The 17,352-nt window shown below is 37.0% G+C and carries 14 protein-coding genes; 1 reads left to right on the top strand and 13 read right to left on the bottom strand.

What is annotated here, in order from left to right; translation table 11 throughout:
* Window positions 1-7: 7 nt before the first annotated feature.
* From EM808_RS18540 to EM808_RS18510, 7 genes are all read right to left on the bottom strand, one after another.
* Window positions 8-637: a hypothetical protein gene (locus EM808_RS18540; protein WP_127739698.1), complete on the bottom strand. Its 630-nt coding sequence runs from the start codon at window positions 635-637 to the stop codon at window positions 8-10.
* A 108-nt stretch (window positions 638-745) separates the two neighbouring features.
* Window positions 746-1,102 (bottom strand): hypothetical protein, encoded by a 357-nt coding sequence (locus EM808_RS18535; RefSeq protein WP_127739697.1) that lies wholly within the window; start codon window positions 1,100-1,102, stop codon window positions 746-748.
* A gap of 169 nt (window positions 1,103-1,271) precedes the next feature.
* The gene (locus EM808_RS18530; protein WP_127739696.1) at window positions 1,272-2,798 is read right to left on the bottom strand and encodes a DHA2 family efflux MFS transporter permease subunit; all 1,527 of its coding nucleotides are present in this window, start codon (window positions 2,796-2,798) and stop codon (window positions 1,272-1,274) included.
* A gap of 93 nt (window positions 2,799-2,891) precedes the next feature.
* Window positions 2,892-5,228: an RNA polymerase recycling motor HelD gene (helD, locus tag EM808_RS18525; RefSeq protein WP_127739695.1), complete on the bottom strand. Its 2,337-nt coding sequence runs from the start codon at window positions 5,226-5,228 to the stop codon at window positions 2,892-2,894.
* Window positions 5,229-5,493: 265 nt separating this feature from the next.
* Window positions 5,494-5,928, bottom strand: a complete 435-nt coding sequence (locus tag EM808_RS18520; protein ID WP_127739694.1) for a hypothetical protein — start codon at window positions 5,926-5,928, stop codon at window positions 5,494-5,496.
* A 136-nt stretch (window positions 5,929-6,064) separates the two neighbouring features.
* Complete coding sequence (locus EM808_RS18515; RefSeq protein ID WP_127739693.1) at window positions 6,065-9,232, bottom strand: ATP-binding cassette domain-containing protein; 3,168 nt, start codon at window positions 9,230-9,232, stop codon at window positions 6,065-6,067.
* Window positions 9,233-9,304: 72 nt separating this feature from the next.
* The gene (locus EM808_RS18510; protein WP_127739692.1) at window positions 9,305-10,012 is read right to left on the bottom strand and encodes a DNA alkylation repair protein; all 708 of its coding nucleotides are present in this window, start codon (window positions 10,010-10,012) and stop codon (window positions 9,305-9,307) included.
* 285 nt (window positions 10,013-10,297) lie between these two features.
* Between EM808_RS18510 and EM808_RS18505 the strand changes: the two genes are divergently transcribed.
* Window positions 10,298-11,269 carry a cation diffusion facilitator family transporter gene (locus EM808_RS18505; protein WP_127739691.1) on the top strand — a complete coding sequence of 324 codons (972 nt, stop codon included), beginning with the start codon at window positions 10,298-10,300 and terminating at the stop codon, window positions 11,267-11,269.
* Between the two features lie 103 nt (window positions 11,270-11,372).
* On the opposite strand, the gene EM808_RS18500 is transcribed toward EM808_RS18505, so the two are convergent.
* The 6 genes from EM808_RS18500 to EM808_RS18475 all read right to left on the bottom strand — a co-directional run bounded on the left by EM808_RS18500 (window position 11,373) and on the right by EM808_RS18475 (window position 17,352).
* On the bottom strand, window positions 11,373-11,963 hold the full coding sequence (locus tag EM808_RS18500) for a YdeI/OmpD-associated family protein (RefSeq protein ID WP_127739690.1): 591 nt from the start codon (window positions 11,961-11,963) through the stop codon (window positions 11,373-11,375).
* A gap of 167 nt (window positions 11,964-12,130) precedes the next feature.
* Window positions 12,131-13,714: a HEAT repeat domain-containing protein gene (locus EM808_RS18495; RefSeq protein WP_127739689.1), complete on the bottom strand. Its 1,584-nt coding sequence runs from the start codon at window positions 13,712-13,714 to the stop codon at window positions 12,131-12,133.
* A gap of 100 nt (window positions 13,715-13,814) precedes the next feature.
* On the bottom strand, window positions 13,815-15,029 hold the full coding sequence (locus EM808_RS18490; RefSeq protein ID WP_127739688.1) for an MFS transporter: 1,215 nt from the start codon (window positions 15,027-15,029) through the stop codon (window positions 13,815-13,817).
* A gap of 188 nt (window positions 15,030-15,217) precedes the next feature.
* A complete protein-coding gene (locus tag EM808_RS18485) occupies window positions 15,218-15,406 on the bottom strand; it encodes a hypothetical protein (protein WP_127739687.1) in 189 nt (62 codons plus the stop codon).
* Between the two features lie 88 nt (window positions 15,407-15,494).
* Entirely contained in the window at window positions 15,495-15,749 is a 255-nt protein-coding gene (locus EM808_RS18480; RefSeq protein WP_127739686.1) for a DNA-binding protein, read from the bottom strand.
* 202 nt (window positions 15,750-15,951) lie between these two features.
* The gene (locus EM808_RS18475; RefSeq protein WP_127739685.1) at window positions 15,952-17,352 is read right to left on the bottom strand and encodes a M24 family metallopeptidase; all 1,401 of its coding nucleotides are present in this window, start codon (window positions 17,350-17,352) and stop codon (window positions 15,952-15,954) included.

Below are 17,352 nucleotides of genomic sequence, written 5' to 3'. Positions count from 1 at the left end.
CCGCTATTTATTGTTCTGTAGTTAAAGCTGAGTCTGCGTCTTCTAAAGCATCTGGATAAACGGTCGTATCAAACACTTCACCTGTCGCTTCGTCTTTTAAATCAATATTTATCTTCATTTTATCCATATCTTCACCGTTAAAAAGATTGTACATCATTCCTGTTATGCCAATGCCGATAACAGACCAAGCATCCATGCTGTTTTCATATGCAGCTTTGTCTACTGTCATCGTAAACTTAGAAAAGGATTTATTATAATCAATATTCTTAACTGATGGGAAGGTACCCACTGTTTTTATTTCTTCAAGCGATTCTTCCGCGTTCTTTTTTAAGTCCTTCATCATTTGTTTATGCTCTGATTTAGACATTTTATACGTTAAAGACCCATCTTCATTTTTCGTTACCTCAATACCTTCTGCTTCCGCTTCTTTAATCGTACTCTCCATATCCTGTCCTTCAACAAAGGCTGCTGGCATCGTAATTTCTACACTTAACAGGCCTTTATCCACTGCAAACTCTTCAGACTCCTCTGTTTCCTTCTCGTCATTAGACGTCTTGCTTGCCTCTTTTTCGGCACCACATGCAGCAAGTGCCAAAATAGCCATTGCTAAAAGTAGTGAATAGCTCCATTTCTTCATAAGTAAGAATCTCCCCGCTGTACTTTATTTTGTATTTTATCGTACGCTAGTACAATACCATATATTAGGATGTTGTTCTAGTAATGTACAAATTTAGGAAGCTTTCCTTTACTGAAGATATATAACTTTATCAACAGATGTAAGAAATACTTGTTTGCCATCTTTTTCGTAAGTAGTCGAAGCTCCTTCTCTTTCCTTCTCCTGCCAACCCAATATACGAATTACAAGCCAATAATAGGGAGGAATGCTATCAGTTTCAGAAGCAGCCCACCACTTATATTCTTCATACTTATTATCTTGATCTGCTTTAACAAGGTTTGCTGCTAACGGAACTGGAAATCCTGCGAACATTTCTGACTCTTGATAGTAGAAAAAAAAGTAATAAACCGAAAAGATAAAAATGGTAATACAGATAGTGCTTGCTATTTTTCTCTTTTTTGTTCGAAAAAATGCTGATAATCTCATGTAAATTGTCTCCTATTCCCTTTTCGGTAATAGACGAAAAACCTTCCAAATAGTTACAATAATATCATTTTACCCTTAATTTTTATTAACTATATAGAATCCCTTTGTACAGTATAAAAAAAAACCGGGACAACCATTAGTAGGCATCCCGGTGTTTCAGTATTTTTACTTAATCTTTACCAGCTTCAAATTCCTTACTAACCGCTTCTTCTCCCGGCTGATTTTGATAGCTCGGTTTTACTCGTTTGATGAAGAAGGCAAGTATTAATGCCACAACTGCAATCCATGTGGAAACGATAAAAGTAAAGTTAATTCCATGCAGCATTGCTGTGTTCATGATTTGCTGCTTAAGTTCTGCTGTATTTTGGGCTGTACTTGCATCCATATTTGCCATTGCTTTAGCAGCCAAATCCTCAGCTTCTGCTTTTGTTCTGTTTTGCATAACAGTAATCAACAATGCGGAGCCAATTGCACCTGACACCTGCTGTAATGTGTTGTTTATTGCTGTTCCGTGTGGGTTGTTTATAGCTGGCAGCTGATTTAAGCCGTTTGTCATTACTGGCATCATAACCATTGACATCCCAAACATACGGAAGGTATACAATAGGACAAGTGTAGAATAAGCTGTATCCATGTCAATCTTACTAAAGAAATAGGATGTAACAACGGTAATACTTAAGCCAATTACCGCCAAAACTCTTGCACCATATTTGTCAAAAAGCTTTCCTGTAATCGGAGACATAATCCCCATAACGATTGCTCCTGGAAGCATTAACAGACCAGAATCCAATGGTGTGATTCCTCGAAGTGTTTGGACATAAATTGGCAGTAAAATCATCGACGAAAACATTGCTACAGAAATAACGATGGAGATAATGGATGACAATGCAAACATTGGATATTTGTAAACCCGAAATTCAAGCATTGGCTCATCTGTTCGGAATTGACGAAGAACAAAGGTAATTAAGGCAATTGCACCAATAATTATCGTCCCGTATACGTACGGACTGTCCCAGCCCTTTTCTCCGGCAGAGCTGAAGCCATAAAGCAAGCCGCCGAAGCCGATGCTTGATAAAACCAATGAGACGAAATCAAGTTTAATTTTACGCTGTGCTGTTACATCTTTTAATTTAATGAAAGCAAAAATTAACGTGATAACTGCAATGGGTAGCACAATATCAAATAACATTCTCCAGCTGTAATGCTCGATCAGCCAGCCTGACAGTGTTGGTCCAATTGCTGGAGCTGTTATCATAACAAGACCAAACATCCCCATTGCTGCTCCTCTTTTTTCCACGGGGAATGCAGTAAGCATTACATTCATTAATAACGGCATCATGATGGCAGAGCCTGCAGCCTGAACCATACGTGCTCCTAATAACACACTAAATGCAGGTGCTAAGCTAGCTAAAAGTGTTCCAAGAGTAAACAATAGCATCGCTGTAATGAATAGCTTTTTATCAGAAAAACGCTGAATAAAGTACGCGCTCGCTGGAATTAATATCCCGTTGATTAGCATATAGCCTGTAGAAAGCCACTGAACTGCAGTTGCATTTACTTCAAATTCCTCCATGATTGCTGGGAGTGCAACATTCAGCAAGGTTTCGTTCAAGATTGCGACAAAGGCTCCAATAAATAAAATCGCTATCATGCCATATGGGGGTTTTTTCTGAACAGAATTAGTTTCTGTTGACATTGGATCATTCCTACTTTCCTTGTTAAATAGAATAATGAAAATGAAGTGCAAAATGTTTTTATAAAAAAGCGACTCTCGTTTTGTGTAAATAATTTAAGCTTCTATAACCCCTGCCGATAATACATCCCTCAAAAATTTGCTTGGTGCACCTACGCTATACAGCTGTAAATAATGCATAGCTCTTGTGCAGGCAGTATAAAAGAGCTTACGTAAGCTTTCATCAGCGTAAACTTGCCCTGATGCATTATAAATGATGACTGCGTCAAACTCAATGCCCTTTGACATATATGCTGGTACGACAACTACACCTTGTTCATACTCGATTGCATTGCTCTTTACTAGTATAATTTGATCAATGCTTGAAAGAGATTCATAAGCTTTAATACTTTCTTCGGCAGATTTGCAGATTATCGCAATACTATGAAAGCCACGAGCCTGCAACTCAGCAACTTTTAGTTTAATGGAGCTGTGCAACTCATATGCATCTGTTACTTGCTTCAGCTCTGGACGATCGCCGTCGCGTTCAAACGGAATAATATTAGCTCCATTTGGAATAAGTCGGCGAGTAAATTCAATGATTGGTTTAGTAGAGCGATAGCTTTTCGCCAAATTGATGAGCTCTGTTTCATCTGGTCCATAAAGGCTTGAAAGTGTGTGAAAATTGACCTTATCACTGGCATGTGCGAAGATCGCCTGATTAAAGTCTCCTAGCACTGTCATTTTTGCCGCCGGAAATAATCTTCGCAAAAACTCAAACTGAAATGGTGAATAATCCTGTGCCTCATCAACAACAATATGTTTAATGGCGCTGTTTGACTGAAAGTCTTGTATTAATTCCTGTAAAAGTAAAAACGGTGTAGCATCCTCATAAAAAAGCTTATCTTCAGCAAGCATTTCAATTGTTGTTTGACAAATGGCCGCCAATTCCACTGGAGTTTCCCCTTTACCCCAGTGTTTTAAAGCTTGAGAATCTATAAAAATCTGCTTATAAATACCTTTAAAATCAATAAAACGAAAGTCACGTATTTGCTTTCGGAACGGCTTGAATTTCCGCTGAATAATAAGTTTGGCTAGTGCTGCAGGCTCCACTTCGTATTCGGCAATTTCTTCTCTTTTATAGCCACGTTTTTTTGCTAAGTATATACGTGCCTTATGGTAATCAGCATCGCTAAGCAGCTCTATTCCCTCCTGCACCCACTGCTGTTTCCGCTCAGCCTTTTGCGTCGTGGTTATTTTTTTCAGCAGCCAGTCTTGCAGCTTTTCTAGTCGATTATGAAAGCGAAGTTCTGTATCGTGTTCATAAAACCTTTCCGCAATTTCTTGTGCCGTTACAATTGCTTTCCCTCTGAAGATTATGTCCTTAAATAGCATTCCCGATAATTCTAGCGACAGCCTGTATGCTTGAATCGCTTCAAAAAAAGCGGTCGATGCTTTAAAACGGATACTTGCAAGCCTTGCGTTGTATGAAGGACTCTTTTCTGCAGTTAGTATATATTCCAATTGCTCATAAGGGTTTTCAACATGGAACTTTTTACTCAGATGGTGATTTAAATATTCCTGAAATGTAACCTGCTGCATATTCTCCTCACCAAGCTCTGGAAGCACATTGGAAACATAACTGCTAAACATCGAATTAGGTGAAAAAAGAATGATTTGATCCGCATTCAGACTATCTCTATATTTGTAAAGCAGATACGCAATTCGCTGGAGAGCTGCAGATGTCTTGCCACTGCCTGCTGCACCATGCACGATAAGCAGTCTCTTATGATCAAAACGAATAATCTGGTTTTGATCCTGTTGAATTGTCGCTACGATATTATGCATCTGTTTACCTGTTCCTTCACCGAGCACCTGCTGCAATATTTCGTCCCCAATAGTCAGACTTGTATCGAACATAGATTGAAGTGAGCCGCCACGGCAAAGGTATTGCCACTTTTTCTCAAGGGAACCGTAAACTGTTCCCCCAGGTGTTTGGTACTGAACAGCTCCAGGCTGATAATCGTAGTAGACACTAGAAATTGGAGCTCTCCAATCGTAAATCAGGAAATCCTCGCCACTAGAATCACTAAGTGAGGCGATCCCTATATAAATATGTTCCTTAGCTAATTCCCCTTCCTCCAAAAAATCTATTCGGCCAAAATAAGGAACCTCCTGCATTCTCCGTAATGTGGATAAACGCTTAGCAGCATGATTATGAATGCTTTGACTTACTGACAAAACTTGAGCCTCTTGCCGCAGGTTAATTATCGTCTCAAGATAGTCATCAAAGGTTTCTGTATTCACCTTCACCTCATCCCAAAAATGCCTGCGGATATGAACAACTTCATTTTTGCTTTTTACAGTCTCATCCTCCATTTTTTTCATTTCTTCCGTAATTACCTGTGTCACACTTGCTACCCGTATTTGTTCCTTTTGAAATTCGGAATTCATAGCAACACTCCTCAGAAAAAATTTTTAAAAAAAAGGTTGACTAATGGCTCGTTCACGTCGTATAATTAAAGTAGAAAATAGGATAATTATACGTAAAATTAATTTCAAAATGTGAACCTTTATAAGATTATCACAGAATTAGACCAATTACAATGGGTTTATCTTGGTTTTTTGCTGCGATTTTAAAAAAAGATAATATAAAATTATATATGAAAAAAAGAAGTACGTTTAAACGTACTTCTTTTTTAATGCACTATCTCCTTGTCTATAACATTACTTGCCTTTTATATACAGAAGAATTAGCATGCAGCTCTCCATCTGGTCCAAGTACCTTTTGCGTAACATACAAAAAATTGCCGTCTTCTGATAATACTCTGCTAGCTTCATTTATTATGAGATTACCTTTATAAGCGATTGACATAAAGTCGCCAGCGGATGTTATTTCATACTTTACAGTGTCCACATGGGGATTATCTTCATATGGATACTTTATTCCATTCGGTATTCCTGAAAATTCCACCTGGAACTTTTTACTGTCTTTATCAACCCAGCTAACATGAAACTGGACCTTGCCCTTATCAATTTTAAGCTGATAGGTTCCTGCCTTTGGTGGCTCACCAATAGAATAAGAGCATTTTTCACTTATCAGTTCCCAGAACCCACAAAAACCACTTATTATTTTTTCTGTCTTTTGATTCAATAGTTTCCTGCCTCCCCCTTAAATTAAGAATATTCTTTTTCTTAACAATAGCATACTCTTCAAGCAGAAGCAGCTGAACTTTTTGTGAAGAAATAGAAAGACAATAGATGGATGAGTCATCTATTGTCTTTTCATTTTATTTACTCTGCTCAAGATAATGGTATACTGCCATTAAATCTCGTTTATTCAGCTCTCGTATCCGGTTGAAAATTGGTATATCTGCAACTTCCTCCATATTTGCAGCTTCCACCACATCCCTTACTTTGCCTGTCAGCCATGTTTGTACTTGAATTCCTTCAACCAGCTCTTTACGACCTTCGTCGTTAATGCCGCTCGCATAGCAGCTGACACAAGGAACGGATAATTTATAAACACCATCATGCAAATTGTCCTCTGAAATGACTTTTTTTCCTTTGCAGAATGGACATTGATGGCTTGTTTTTATTTTGTTGATTTGCGTTACAAGCTTTTTATAGCCAAACGCTTCATATACATAAGTTAGTTTTTTGAATTTACCATTAGTGAAATACTTATCAATAATGTCTTCCCTTGTTTCTTCAATTTTGGCAAAATCACAGATTGTCAGCTGATTTTTGCTGCTTATTGCTTCTATATTCCTGTTAATTTGGCCCCAGAATGGCAATGCATTTTGTAGGACCACCTCATAACCGGCAAAGCTTGCTTGTTCTAACTCAAACATTTTCAATGCTACCTGTGTTTTTCTCGGAAGTAACGAGACATCTTGTGTAAGAACCATGTCGCCGCCAACGATGGAGTGAAGCTTTTCTAGCTCAGGTACTTTTCCTACTATTTCAATCACTTGATTAATCGGCTTTTGGATTATCTCTCTAATATCAATGTTATCAAAGCTCAATTTTTTCTTATGGTTTAATATGGTTCCTTTACAAATTGGGCAAGGAATCATTTCCTTTGATTGCTTCATTTGTTCTTTTATTATTGATTTGGAAATAACCATATACCGTCCAAGGATAAAGTTAAAGCCTTCCCACTTTTTCGAGGATTTTGTTGCTTTGTCATAAAATGATTTTTCCCAGTATCCATATAAAAAAGTATGTTTTTCCGCTTCTGTCAAATCATTGTAGCTTTTACTCAAATCCTGGCCAAGTTCATTTTTTATTTCTGCAAACAGGAACTCTATTTTGGCATGCTGATAGAATTTCAACACCTCCATCACGTCCGGATGTAAAAGCCCGTCCCAAAATGGAACTGTTTTATCTTGAATAACTAAGTCAAAATCAAACTTCTCCACTTCCATCCGACCTGAACAGCTTGGACAATGATTATCCTGACTGAAAAAATCAAAGCTTCTCGTATCTTTATTTGTTGGATGTGCAGCAACTAGATGATTAATCAATCCGCCCATTTCATAAAGAAAACTGTATTGACTATATAAGTGTCTTTCTAAATCAATAGCGATAACAGGTGCAATTTTATCTGATTCATATTCACCGTAAATCAACCGAGCCATGGAAGATAAGCTTTTTAAAATACCACCTTTATATGTGTTTTCCGCACTTTTAAAGTATTCAATATGGTTTTCTTTTAAGTAAGTAATCCCGTTTTTATCTTCTAAAGTGGAAGAAATATGTACAGGAGCATAATCATGTTCATTAGTATCCTTTGTAAAATAGTTATCATGACCGACGACATCAAGATGTCTGACAGGCTCCTGCTGCCTTTTGCCAAAATCAATGATAAAATCAGAGCTTTCTAGCATATAGGCATTATGTTCAATCATAATGATCGAAACAGATTCGTCATGTAAAATAACCCTAACGCTATCAATAAACTGGTTTAATATATTTTGAGATAATCCTTTTGATGGTTCATCGAAAATAAATAATGTATGTGGATTTCTAGTTTTTGCATACAGCTCAGAAACTAAATGAACACATTGAAACTCGCCAGTTGATAATGTTTGTGTTTTTCTTTCTAATGTCAAGTAACCTAGTCCAAGTTTAATGAGCAAGCTCAACCGTTTATGGGCAATATCTTCAGTAGGAAGCTCCGCAATAATATCTTCTATGGAACGCTGGAAGATGTCATCAATATCTTCACTGTATTTCGTGAGCTTCTTTTTTATATCAAGGAATGTCGCAATTGTGGACCTGCTTGTAATCGATTGGTTTCGGTCTTGTCCAACCATGACCAGCTTATCCTTTGGATATCGCTTCATAAAATCCTTTGAGATACATTCGTTTACAAGTGTCGATTTGCCACATCCAGATTCACCTGTAAAGGTAACAAGTCTGTTTTTGGGGATTTGGATTTTATCCATTTGAATGTTTCGACAGTATAGGTCGTGAAATTGATAATAATCAGTGGGATCTTCTTGTTTACGACTCCAATATACTGGTTCAGGCCGAGGTGATTCTTTGACAATTTTCCCGCCGTATTTTCCACTGCCTGGACCGAAAAACAATTGCTCATCTGTCGTATTCAAAACTGTATCAGAGTGGTCAATAAGCCAAATTTGATTTTTATAACCGAGTTGTTTGATTTGCTCCAAAATTTGCAGCAACGTATTATGATCAAGTCCAACGGAAATTTCGTCAATAATGATCACACTGTTACTGCTGGCTGCCATAAACTCCGCTAAGTACATCCGCGTTAATTCTCCGCCTGATAATGTCCCCATTATGCGGTTTAACGACAAATAGCCAATATTCATATTGATGATATTTTGGAGGATTTTTTGTCTTTCGTCGCTTATATTTAATTCGTCTGATAATGATAGAATTGTTTCCATACTTAAATCATTAATATCAGAGATGCTATGTGGCTGATTAAATAAGGACAGCGTATATTGCTCTACCTCGGGATTATAACGTCTACCCTCGCATTTTTTGCATGCAACGTTTTTGGTAGTACCGCGCCCCTTACATGCAGGACACCAGCCTAAGGCATTATTAAAGGAGAATACTTCTGGTGAAACATGAAAGGTTTCACCCAACCTTTCCCGAATTTCCTTAAAAACACCTGTATGTGTACCTATTGTTGAGCGTGGATTCGATGAAATCGATGATTTTCCAAGAAACAGAACTAAAGGCATGTCCTCCATCTTGATGGCACTAAAATTCGTTTCCATTATATTAGAAAACAGATACTGATATTCAGCCTTAGGAAGTAAAGAAACGAGCCGTTTTTTTGATTCCTCCCCTATCGTTTGGCAAAATGTTGTTTTTCCAGAACCGGATAATCCGGCAATTCCTAACGATAAATCCTCAGGCAAAACGGTATTTAAGCGATTAATATTGTTGGCAATTAATTGATTTATTTTCATCGGCGTTATATCCTCTCCCTTTTCTACATACATGCAACGAATTTGCTAGTATTTCAACAGATCAAGCTGCTGTTAACATCTAACATACTTGCGTTTGAAGCCAAGCTTTCCTAAATCCACTTGTTTTTGGATATTTTCAGATGCATTAAGAAAACTGCTTTTTTTATTATCCCGTTTCATTTCTACCACACCTATTTGCTTTGCAGTTTCAACTGCTTTTTCATGAAGCGGTTTATAGGAAACGCCAACCGTGTATACAAAATTATTCATCGCTGATTTAGTTCGTTCTGGTGCCTCGTGAATCGAAGCTTTCACCTTATCAAGCATATTAGAAATCTTGTCTTCAGAGAATTCACTGTCCTTACGATTGCCTAAAAGCCAACAATAACAGCTCCATCCTGCCGACATTTTCAGCTCTTCTCCGCTTTCAATCCATTTATCTGAAACCTCTTGAGCAATATCTGACTCCGACAATGTTACCGCTACCACATAATCTGACAGCATATAAAAGTATGCTTTATCAATCCAACGATTAAAATCCGCTTCCGTCATCGCTTTTGGATCGGCAATAACACCTGCAAAATACATAGCATCATAGTTTCCTGTTGCGTATAGCTCTTCTGCCAACGGCTGATTTATTTTTATTTTCCTTTTAATTGGTTTCATTGCACCTGTTGCTGCCCCAAACAATGGCTCCTGTGCACCATTTGTCATATACATTTTTTTCATTCTTTCCTTACCAAGTGCTTCTAGCTCTTCCATAACCGTTTTCAATTCCAATGCTTCATACTCCCTTTCGATATGTAATGTTATTTTATAAGTATCCTATACTTGTCCATTTTACCATTAATGCTAGGAAGTATACCGACACAATTTGTTAAATAAATAAGAAGGAAAATAAAAGAAAGAGCACTTTCGGAAATCGCTCTGAATATACCTATTTTTTATTAAAATTCCGCTTTATATGGTTGATTTACTCATAAAAAACATCATATGGGATATAATTCCTCTTGGAAATATGTATAATGTTATATATCAACCAAAGGAAAGAAGGAACAACGAGAAATGAAAGAGTTATTTATTCTATTGAAACAGGGAAACAAAGCGGCATTAACCGCAGGGATTGTCAATGCAATTATTGCCACAATTAGAGGAATTGCCTTTGCCTTGACAGGAAACGTTGCAATGTTTGCAGAAACCATGCACGGAATCGGGGATGCAGCCAATCAATTTTTTGTTTATATTGGTTCAGCACTTTCTAAAAAGGCTCCAACAGAACGATTTCCTAGTGGTTTTGGAAGATTAGTCAACTTAGTATTACTAGGTGCAGTATTAATTGTTGGTATTATGAGTTATGAAACGATTAAAGAGGGCGTTCATCATATCATTCACCCAACAGAATCTGCTGGATTTGCGATTGTTGTATCTGTATTAGCTATCGGCGTCGTTTTAGAATCTTCTGTGCTATACAAAGCAATGAAGGAAATCATGCATGAAACAAATTCTTCGGCAAAAGGCATGCAGATCATTTTCAAAAGCTTTCAGTTAGTTGGGAAAGCTAAACCAGCCACAAAATTAGTTTTCATGGAGGATTTAGTTGCTGCTGGTGGCGGTCTGCTCGCTTTAGCTGCTGTTATCATTTCTAAATATACTGGTTTCCATGCATTAGAGGGAATTGCTTCCGTTATTATCGGAATAATGATGTTCTTTGTTGTTGGAAAGGTATTTCTTGACAATGCTGCAGGTGTAATTGGCGAATCAGATGATGAAATGGAAATCCAAATTGGTCAGCTTGTCATGCAGGATCCTTTAGTAAAAGATATCCAAGAATTAGTCGTTATTAAAGAGGGCGAACACTTCCATGTGGAAGTAAAGGTGGAGCTGGCTCCAACTCTTACTATCGCTGAAGCAGATAATGTCAGACTTCGGATAGAGGCTAAAATTGGACAAGTAGAAGGCATTACAGATGTTATTATCGAGTTCGTTAAAGATGACGGCATTCTTAATTGGAAACCGGAAGAAAATCCAAACATATAATATTAGAAGAACGATCATGCAGTGGCATGATCGTTCTTTTCTTGTTTTTTGGGGGTAACAAAAAACCTTCCAAATATAACGGAAGGTTTAATCGCTATTTTATTTACTTATCATTTAAGCCTTTCCCCTCAAGAATATGCGGTAAATACTTTTCTATTCTTGCCTCTCTTGTTTTCGCCTGTTTTGCTTGGGAAAAATGTAACAGATAGGCTCTCTGTCTCCCAGGAGTTAATGCTTCAAAAGCTTCTTTAAAAGCAGGATTTTCAGCAAATTTTTGCTGAAGCTCTTCTGGTACGCTATATTCCTCATTCTTTTTAAGCTCTACCTCTAAACCAGCTTCCTCGACTGCTATTGCTTCGTGAATGTAGGCTTTTAATACTGCTTCCTTTTCGACTATTTCTTGTAAATTAGTAAAGCGAATTTGACGGGCTGCTTGAACATTTTCTGTTTGTTGAACTAAAATCCCCTCTGGATCCTTTAGCAGCGCACCTTTATGAAACAGCAATGCAACATATTCTTTAAAGCCATGTATTAACACAATGTTTTTGTTATTTAGCGTATAACAGGGATGCATCCACTTAAATTCTTCAGTAAGCTCGCAGTCGAGAATGATGCTTCTTAGCTTCACATATTCCTCCTGCCAGCTCTTGGCATTATTTATAAACTCATCAACCTTCGGATTTAATGTTGTCATGACCAGATACCCCTTTATATTTTTTCGCTTCTGACAGTGATTCTAATTATATAAAATGGCTGCCATTTCAAAAGAAGGAAGTGCTAGAAATGACAGAATTGTTTTCCGAGTAATAATAGGGCATTAATGGTGCGGTGTCAAGGTGAATACCGGCTGGCTCGCCTGTTCTACCCTCTTGTTTCAATCCCTTTCAAACAAAATTCAATGGCACTTACCTGTTGTTGTTCTAAATCATGTCTATGGTTATATAATAAGGCTTTTATAGTTTCAATTTGCTGCTTTGTTGGTAAAACAAAACTGCGATTATACTGTGCAATCCATCTTACTAGCCTTCTTTCGCCTAAACTAGAAATATTTTCGTCTTCCGTATTTACATAGAACTTTATTATATAAATAAGTGCCTGCCATTTAGGAAGTGAGCTTAATAACAACGCTGTATTGTTTTTAGTATGGTCGTATATAGTATCTTCATAAAGTGTATAAAGAAACTCTTTCATATCCTCATAACTAAGGGTAGCTATTGCCTTTGTTGCTGCTTTAGAAATACCTCTATGCTTACAATTCAACAATGCAGCAAAGCTACTTTTATATGTTTCACCGTCTAACATGGCTAACGCACGAATCGCTGCCTTCACGATGGCAACATTATGATGCTTTAAGTAAGGAGTAATTAATTCTGCATGCTCTTTTCTGACCACTTCACCTAAGCCTAAAATTGCTATATGCACTGACTTATGTGCGGTTATCATTTGACTATAAAATTTAGCAAAATCGTAACTTGTATCGTGTTTTGTTAATAAAAATCTCGCATATACTCGCATCGCCCTGCTTTTATCTAATAATGCCGCTTCTAACTGTTTAGAACGCTCACTTGGAAAGTAAGCATTAAATTTTTCTAATACTTGTAAACGAATCGTCGGAGATTTGTCCCTTTTTAATAGGAGGTAATGGCTCTTAAAGTCATCAACCGTTATATGTCTCGTCCATTCATTAAAAATGAACAGTCGCAATGATGGCTCTTTTTCTTTGCGATAATACTTCATAATGGATTCTTTATTAACCCCATTCAAGTTCATCATCATTTGATAACAAGCTAACCGAGTTGACCTGACTTTTGAGTCTGTGCCCTTATCCAAATAAGGGAAAGTCTCCTTTTTGGTTAGAAGCTGCACAACTTTTTTAAAGACGTTGTTGTTGTCAATGTTATTTATATACGGAAGACACTTAACAATTTCTTCTAAATACTGGGGCGTTATCAGTGACTCTATGTATCGTTCTGCTGGCTTTTTTATTTCTTGAACCCAATCATTGCATCTTAAAAGCAAATAAGGTAATTCTTTCCCTGTATCTTGCTGTGCTAATTTATGCAGTGCTTTTTCTCTAAAATACCCATTTGGATGAAAACTGCATAAGCCTAAAATAACTGTTTTCTCGTCCTCCGACATATTAGGTATAATCAGACTTTCCGGGTTTTCCTTTTTCCAGTCATAAGACCAGTGCAGGGATGTACGTTCTCTAAATAAAGAATCAAGTCTCGATAAATCTAAAACATTTAATGTTGATACACACTTATACAAAACTTGAGCTACTCTCATTTTCAATTCCGGCGAGCTTGTTAGTAATAGTTCAAATATCGCTGGGATTTTTGTTAATAAGCTGACTTGGGTATAATTAAGCACCTCTTCTATATATTCCTTCGAATAGTTATCTGCAGGATAATAGGATTTCTTATTAAAAAATGGCCATTTCAAAATGAAGACATCCTCCGATCGATTCTAATAGTTTTATGTTACAAAATTAGCATTAAATTTAAAGATAACTGCCCATGGGCAGTTATCTCAAGAGAAAATATTAACTTTTTTGTTTAACAAGAAGATGTTTCCGATTGGCAATACCTACTAGAAATGAAAGCAGGAAAAATCCTGCTGCAAGTAGAAATGTAATTGTCACACCATATTCCTCTGTAATCCAGCCTAATATTACTGCAGAAATACCAAAGGCTGCATACATAATAGTGCCCCGTGCTGAAAATACTTTAGCAAGCTGTTCTTTTCTCACACTCTTTTGGACAATTGACACCTCTGCTACATCCTTTACCATTTGAGGAAACCCATATACGAAGGAAATCAACAGAGCTAACCAAACATTTGAAGCTAATGCAAAAAACAATGTAAGTATAGATAAACTACATGTCGACCAGATGATATATTTTCCAAGCTGTAATTCTAATTTACTGGAAACTTTGTATACAATTAATCCGCCAACAAACATTCCTGCAAAGAAAAAAGCATTTATAACTCCCCACCATACTTCCTGTTTATTAAGAACATCCTCTACATACACATATAAAATGGCAGTAATCCACACCCCATTTGCTAGGGTCTCGAACAAATTCATTATCGTCACAGACCTTAATTGTTTAGACCTAACAATTATCAGCCAACCTTCACTAATAGACTCCCAAACAGAAGCTCGAGTTTCTTTATATGGCTGTTGGTCTTGTTTTATAAGGAACATTAATTGGGAGGATATGACAAATAAAAGGAAAGTAATCCATAACAGATAGCTTCCTCCCCATACAACTAACAAAATACTCCCGATTGGCCAAGCTATTAACTGAGTTAATTGGTCTAAAATAGCTAAAAAACTATTTGTTTTAACAAGTTCCTTTTCCTTTACCAGAACTGGTATAAGTGCATTTCTTGCTGGTGTTGCGAAGCCATCCAAAAAGGAAATGATCGCAATTAGGAAATACAAAATAAGCAAATTTTTTATATTTATAAACGAAACAAATAAGCAAATTACAAGCAGTAATGCTGTTTTGCCACCTTGCGAAAAAAACAAAATCCACTTTAGTTTATATTTATCAATGATGATTGGTGCAATAAATCCACTAAATAAGGCAGTTATTGTTATGAGAAAAGGCACAAATGACATTAACGTAACGGAACCAGTTGCCTTATATACGATTGTAGTTAAGCACACAGTATAAATAACATCTCCTAGATTAGCCAGCATTTGACCAATCCAAAGAAATCTAAAAGACTCAATATGAAATTTTGACATAGCTATCCCTCACTTCTTATTCATTTTTATTTATATAAGAGTGGGGAATTCTACATTGGATTGCCTCCTGTCAAAATATTCTATCTTTACAATACCATAATTCTTGTTCCATAATAATCCCTTACATCAAAAAAATGGCAGGAAGCTCCTGCCATAATAATTTAATGTTTAATATTTAAATCCTAGCATTATAGATATGTAACACCCATTGTTACATAAACAAAAACAGAAATTGCAAGGAAGCCTACAAAGAAAAATACTTTATCTCTTTTAGTCCAGCTATTCATCCAGCCCCATCTTTTCCGGTTTTTATCAAGCCAACAAAAATCAACAATCACCGTTAAAAAAACAATAAAGAATACTAGAAAACTACTCATAGTCTTTTTACCTCCTTTGTTATCTTTCTTTTAGCAATCGAAAAACGGAGTTCAGCTATCTGTTTTTATAAATATCTTCTGACGATAGCTATTGTGTGAAGTGTTCATACGGATAATAGGTAGTTCCTTTTAATACTAACTTAGGTGCTTCCGGATACTTTACTAATAGCTCTTTCACTTCTTCTGGTCTCAAGCCTAAATAAATATATAAGTCTTTTTCTTTAATTAGAGTTGGATGTCCTGACGGGCTTCCTTTTGGATTTTTGAAATTTTTCAAACCATATCCGATAAAATAACCAAACACAGCTAAGCCTGCACCTATCCAGAAAAAATCAATATCCACTTTTTCAGTCCCTTCACCTAATTTATATAATTATACGATAAAAAGAGGTGTAGGTTTCCAAAAATCTTCTATTTTTTAACATTTACTGTATTATAATCAACAAAGGGTTGTTTCTCCTGTAAATAGAAAAAACAACCCTTTTTTTACTTAGTGTGAAATTCGAATTGCATAAAAGCCATATCCTACTAACTTTTATTAATTTTTAGCTTTTCACCTTAAATGCATATTGTTTGTTTAATAGGTATGGTCGCATATAGCCATTAATAGTAGACAGTGGCAGTACTTCTGGCTTGAGATTAATTCCTAATGTATTAATCATATAATCCCTTCTTGCTTGAATTCGCTCCCAAACATCCGGATATAGTGCTGCAAGCTCATCTCTTAATTTTTCGTCAGCAATCGCAACACCATCCTCTGCACTAGCACCACCATAGCCAGGGATACTTGGAATGATATCCATTTGGAATAGCATTCCACTTTCTACAGGAATTTCAGATCCAGAGTATATCGGGGATGACATCCATTCTTCTCCTGCTGTTAAGTGACCTGGATTCAGCTTCCAGCCATATTCAGCCTTCGGAATAACCTCTTCAATCAATTCATACATTTCATTGCCACGCAAACCAATCGCAATATTTTCATACCATGCTACACTTGCAGCATAATACGGCTTGGCTACTGCCTCTAAATAGTCCCTGACTTCTTCTGGTAGATCTTCCTGTGATGTAACAGCATAACCTGATCTGCTGCTAAGGCCGCCTCGAAATCCTAATGTTGCGGAAAACTTATCACCAATGCTAACCTTTTTTGCTCGAGGTGCTACGACTGCATTTGTAAATCTGTCGCCTGTTGCAACAATTGTCTGTACGTTCGTCTGCTGGCCCCAGGCTGCCAGTTCACCAGCAAGCTCCATTTCCGTCATGCCAGTTTGCAGTTTATTAAGCAAGCGCAGCATGCGGTCTGATGCTAATGAAGCACCAAACTCATAATGGGCTATTTCGTTGGCGTTCATAATTACCCGTGCACCGTCGCCTGGATGAATAAATATGGAAGTTGCATTTAGTAATAAGCCTTGCTCTCCGACTGCCTCTTTAACTGCTGTGACGATAAAATATGGCACATCGTAGATTTGCTCATTATCCTCTAATGCACTTGTGAACAGCTTCCATCCGGCAATTCCAACCTTCATCCCCTGTTTTATCCCCGCATCCTCCATCAATCCAGCTAATGTTTTACTATTTTCCATCGGCTGATTAGGCAAAGAGAAATAAGGTGTATGTACTGCTTCCACTTTAATACGACTGTATTGCTGCATCCTTAACGATTCATTTCCTAACATCATATAAGCCTTGCCATCTTTATGGAGTACTAATGCCGCTTCCTCAAATCTCGGTTCAAACCCAGTTAAATAGCCAAAATTCACGCCATGCTCCCTGTCTGCATATACGACTATTACATCAAGCTGCTTTTCCTGCATACGCGTCAATATTTTCTGTTTATGCTGGTCCAGTGTTTCATCATTTAAATCTATCGGCTCATTAGCAGCCGGTGTAGTTGGTTCAGGCACTTTTGTGTACTCGATTGTCTTCCTTGAAATCGTCAT

The organism is Niallia taxi, from assembly GCF_004005475.1.
Classification (GTDB): Bacteria; Bacillota; Bacilli; order Bacillales; family Cytobacillaceae; genus Niallia; species Niallia taxi.
The sequence above is the reverse complement of the archived record's forward strand: the minus strand, read 5'-3'. Positions and strand labels throughout refer to the sequence as shown.

Coding starts and splice junctions, on each gene's coding strand:
- EM808_RS18500 (WP_127739690.1), bottom strand. CDS start 11,963: ATGACAACATTAAATCCGAAGGTTGATGAGTTTATAAATAATGCCAAG.
- EM808_RS18475 (WP_127739685.1), bottom strand. CDS start 17,352: ATGACGATTTCAAGGAAGACAATCGAGTACACAAAAGTGCCTGAACCA.
- EM808_RS18485 (WP_127739687.1), bottom strand. CDS start 15,406: ATGAGTAGTTTTCTAGTATTCTTTATTGTTTTTTTAACGGTGATTGTT.
- helD (WP_127739695.1), bottom strand. CDS start 5,228: ATGAATTCCGAATTTCAAAAGGAACAAATACGGGTAGCAAGTGTGACA.
- EM808_RS18490 (WP_127739688.1), bottom strand. CDS start 15,029: ATGTCAAAATTTCATATTGAGTCTTTTAGATTTCTTTGGATTGGTCAA.
- EM808_RS18515 (WP_127739693.1), bottom strand. CDS start 9,232: ATGAAAATAAATCAATTAATTGCCAACAATATTAATCGCTTAAATACC.
- EM808_RS18535 (WP_127739697.1), bottom strand. CDS start 1,102: ATGAGATTATCAGCATTTTTTCGAACAAAAAAGAGAAAAATAGCAAGC.
- EM808_RS18530 (WP_127739696.1), bottom strand. CDS start 2,798: ATGTCAACAGAAACTAATTCTGTTCAGAAAAAACCCCCATATGGCATG.
- EM808_RS18505 (WP_127739691.1), top strand. CDS start 10,298: ATGAAAGAGTTATTTATTCTATTGAAACAGGGAAACAAAGCGGCATTA.
- EM808_RS18540 (WP_127739698.1), bottom strand. CDS start 637: ATGAAGAAATGGAGCTATTCACTACTTTTAGCAATGGCTATTTTGGCA.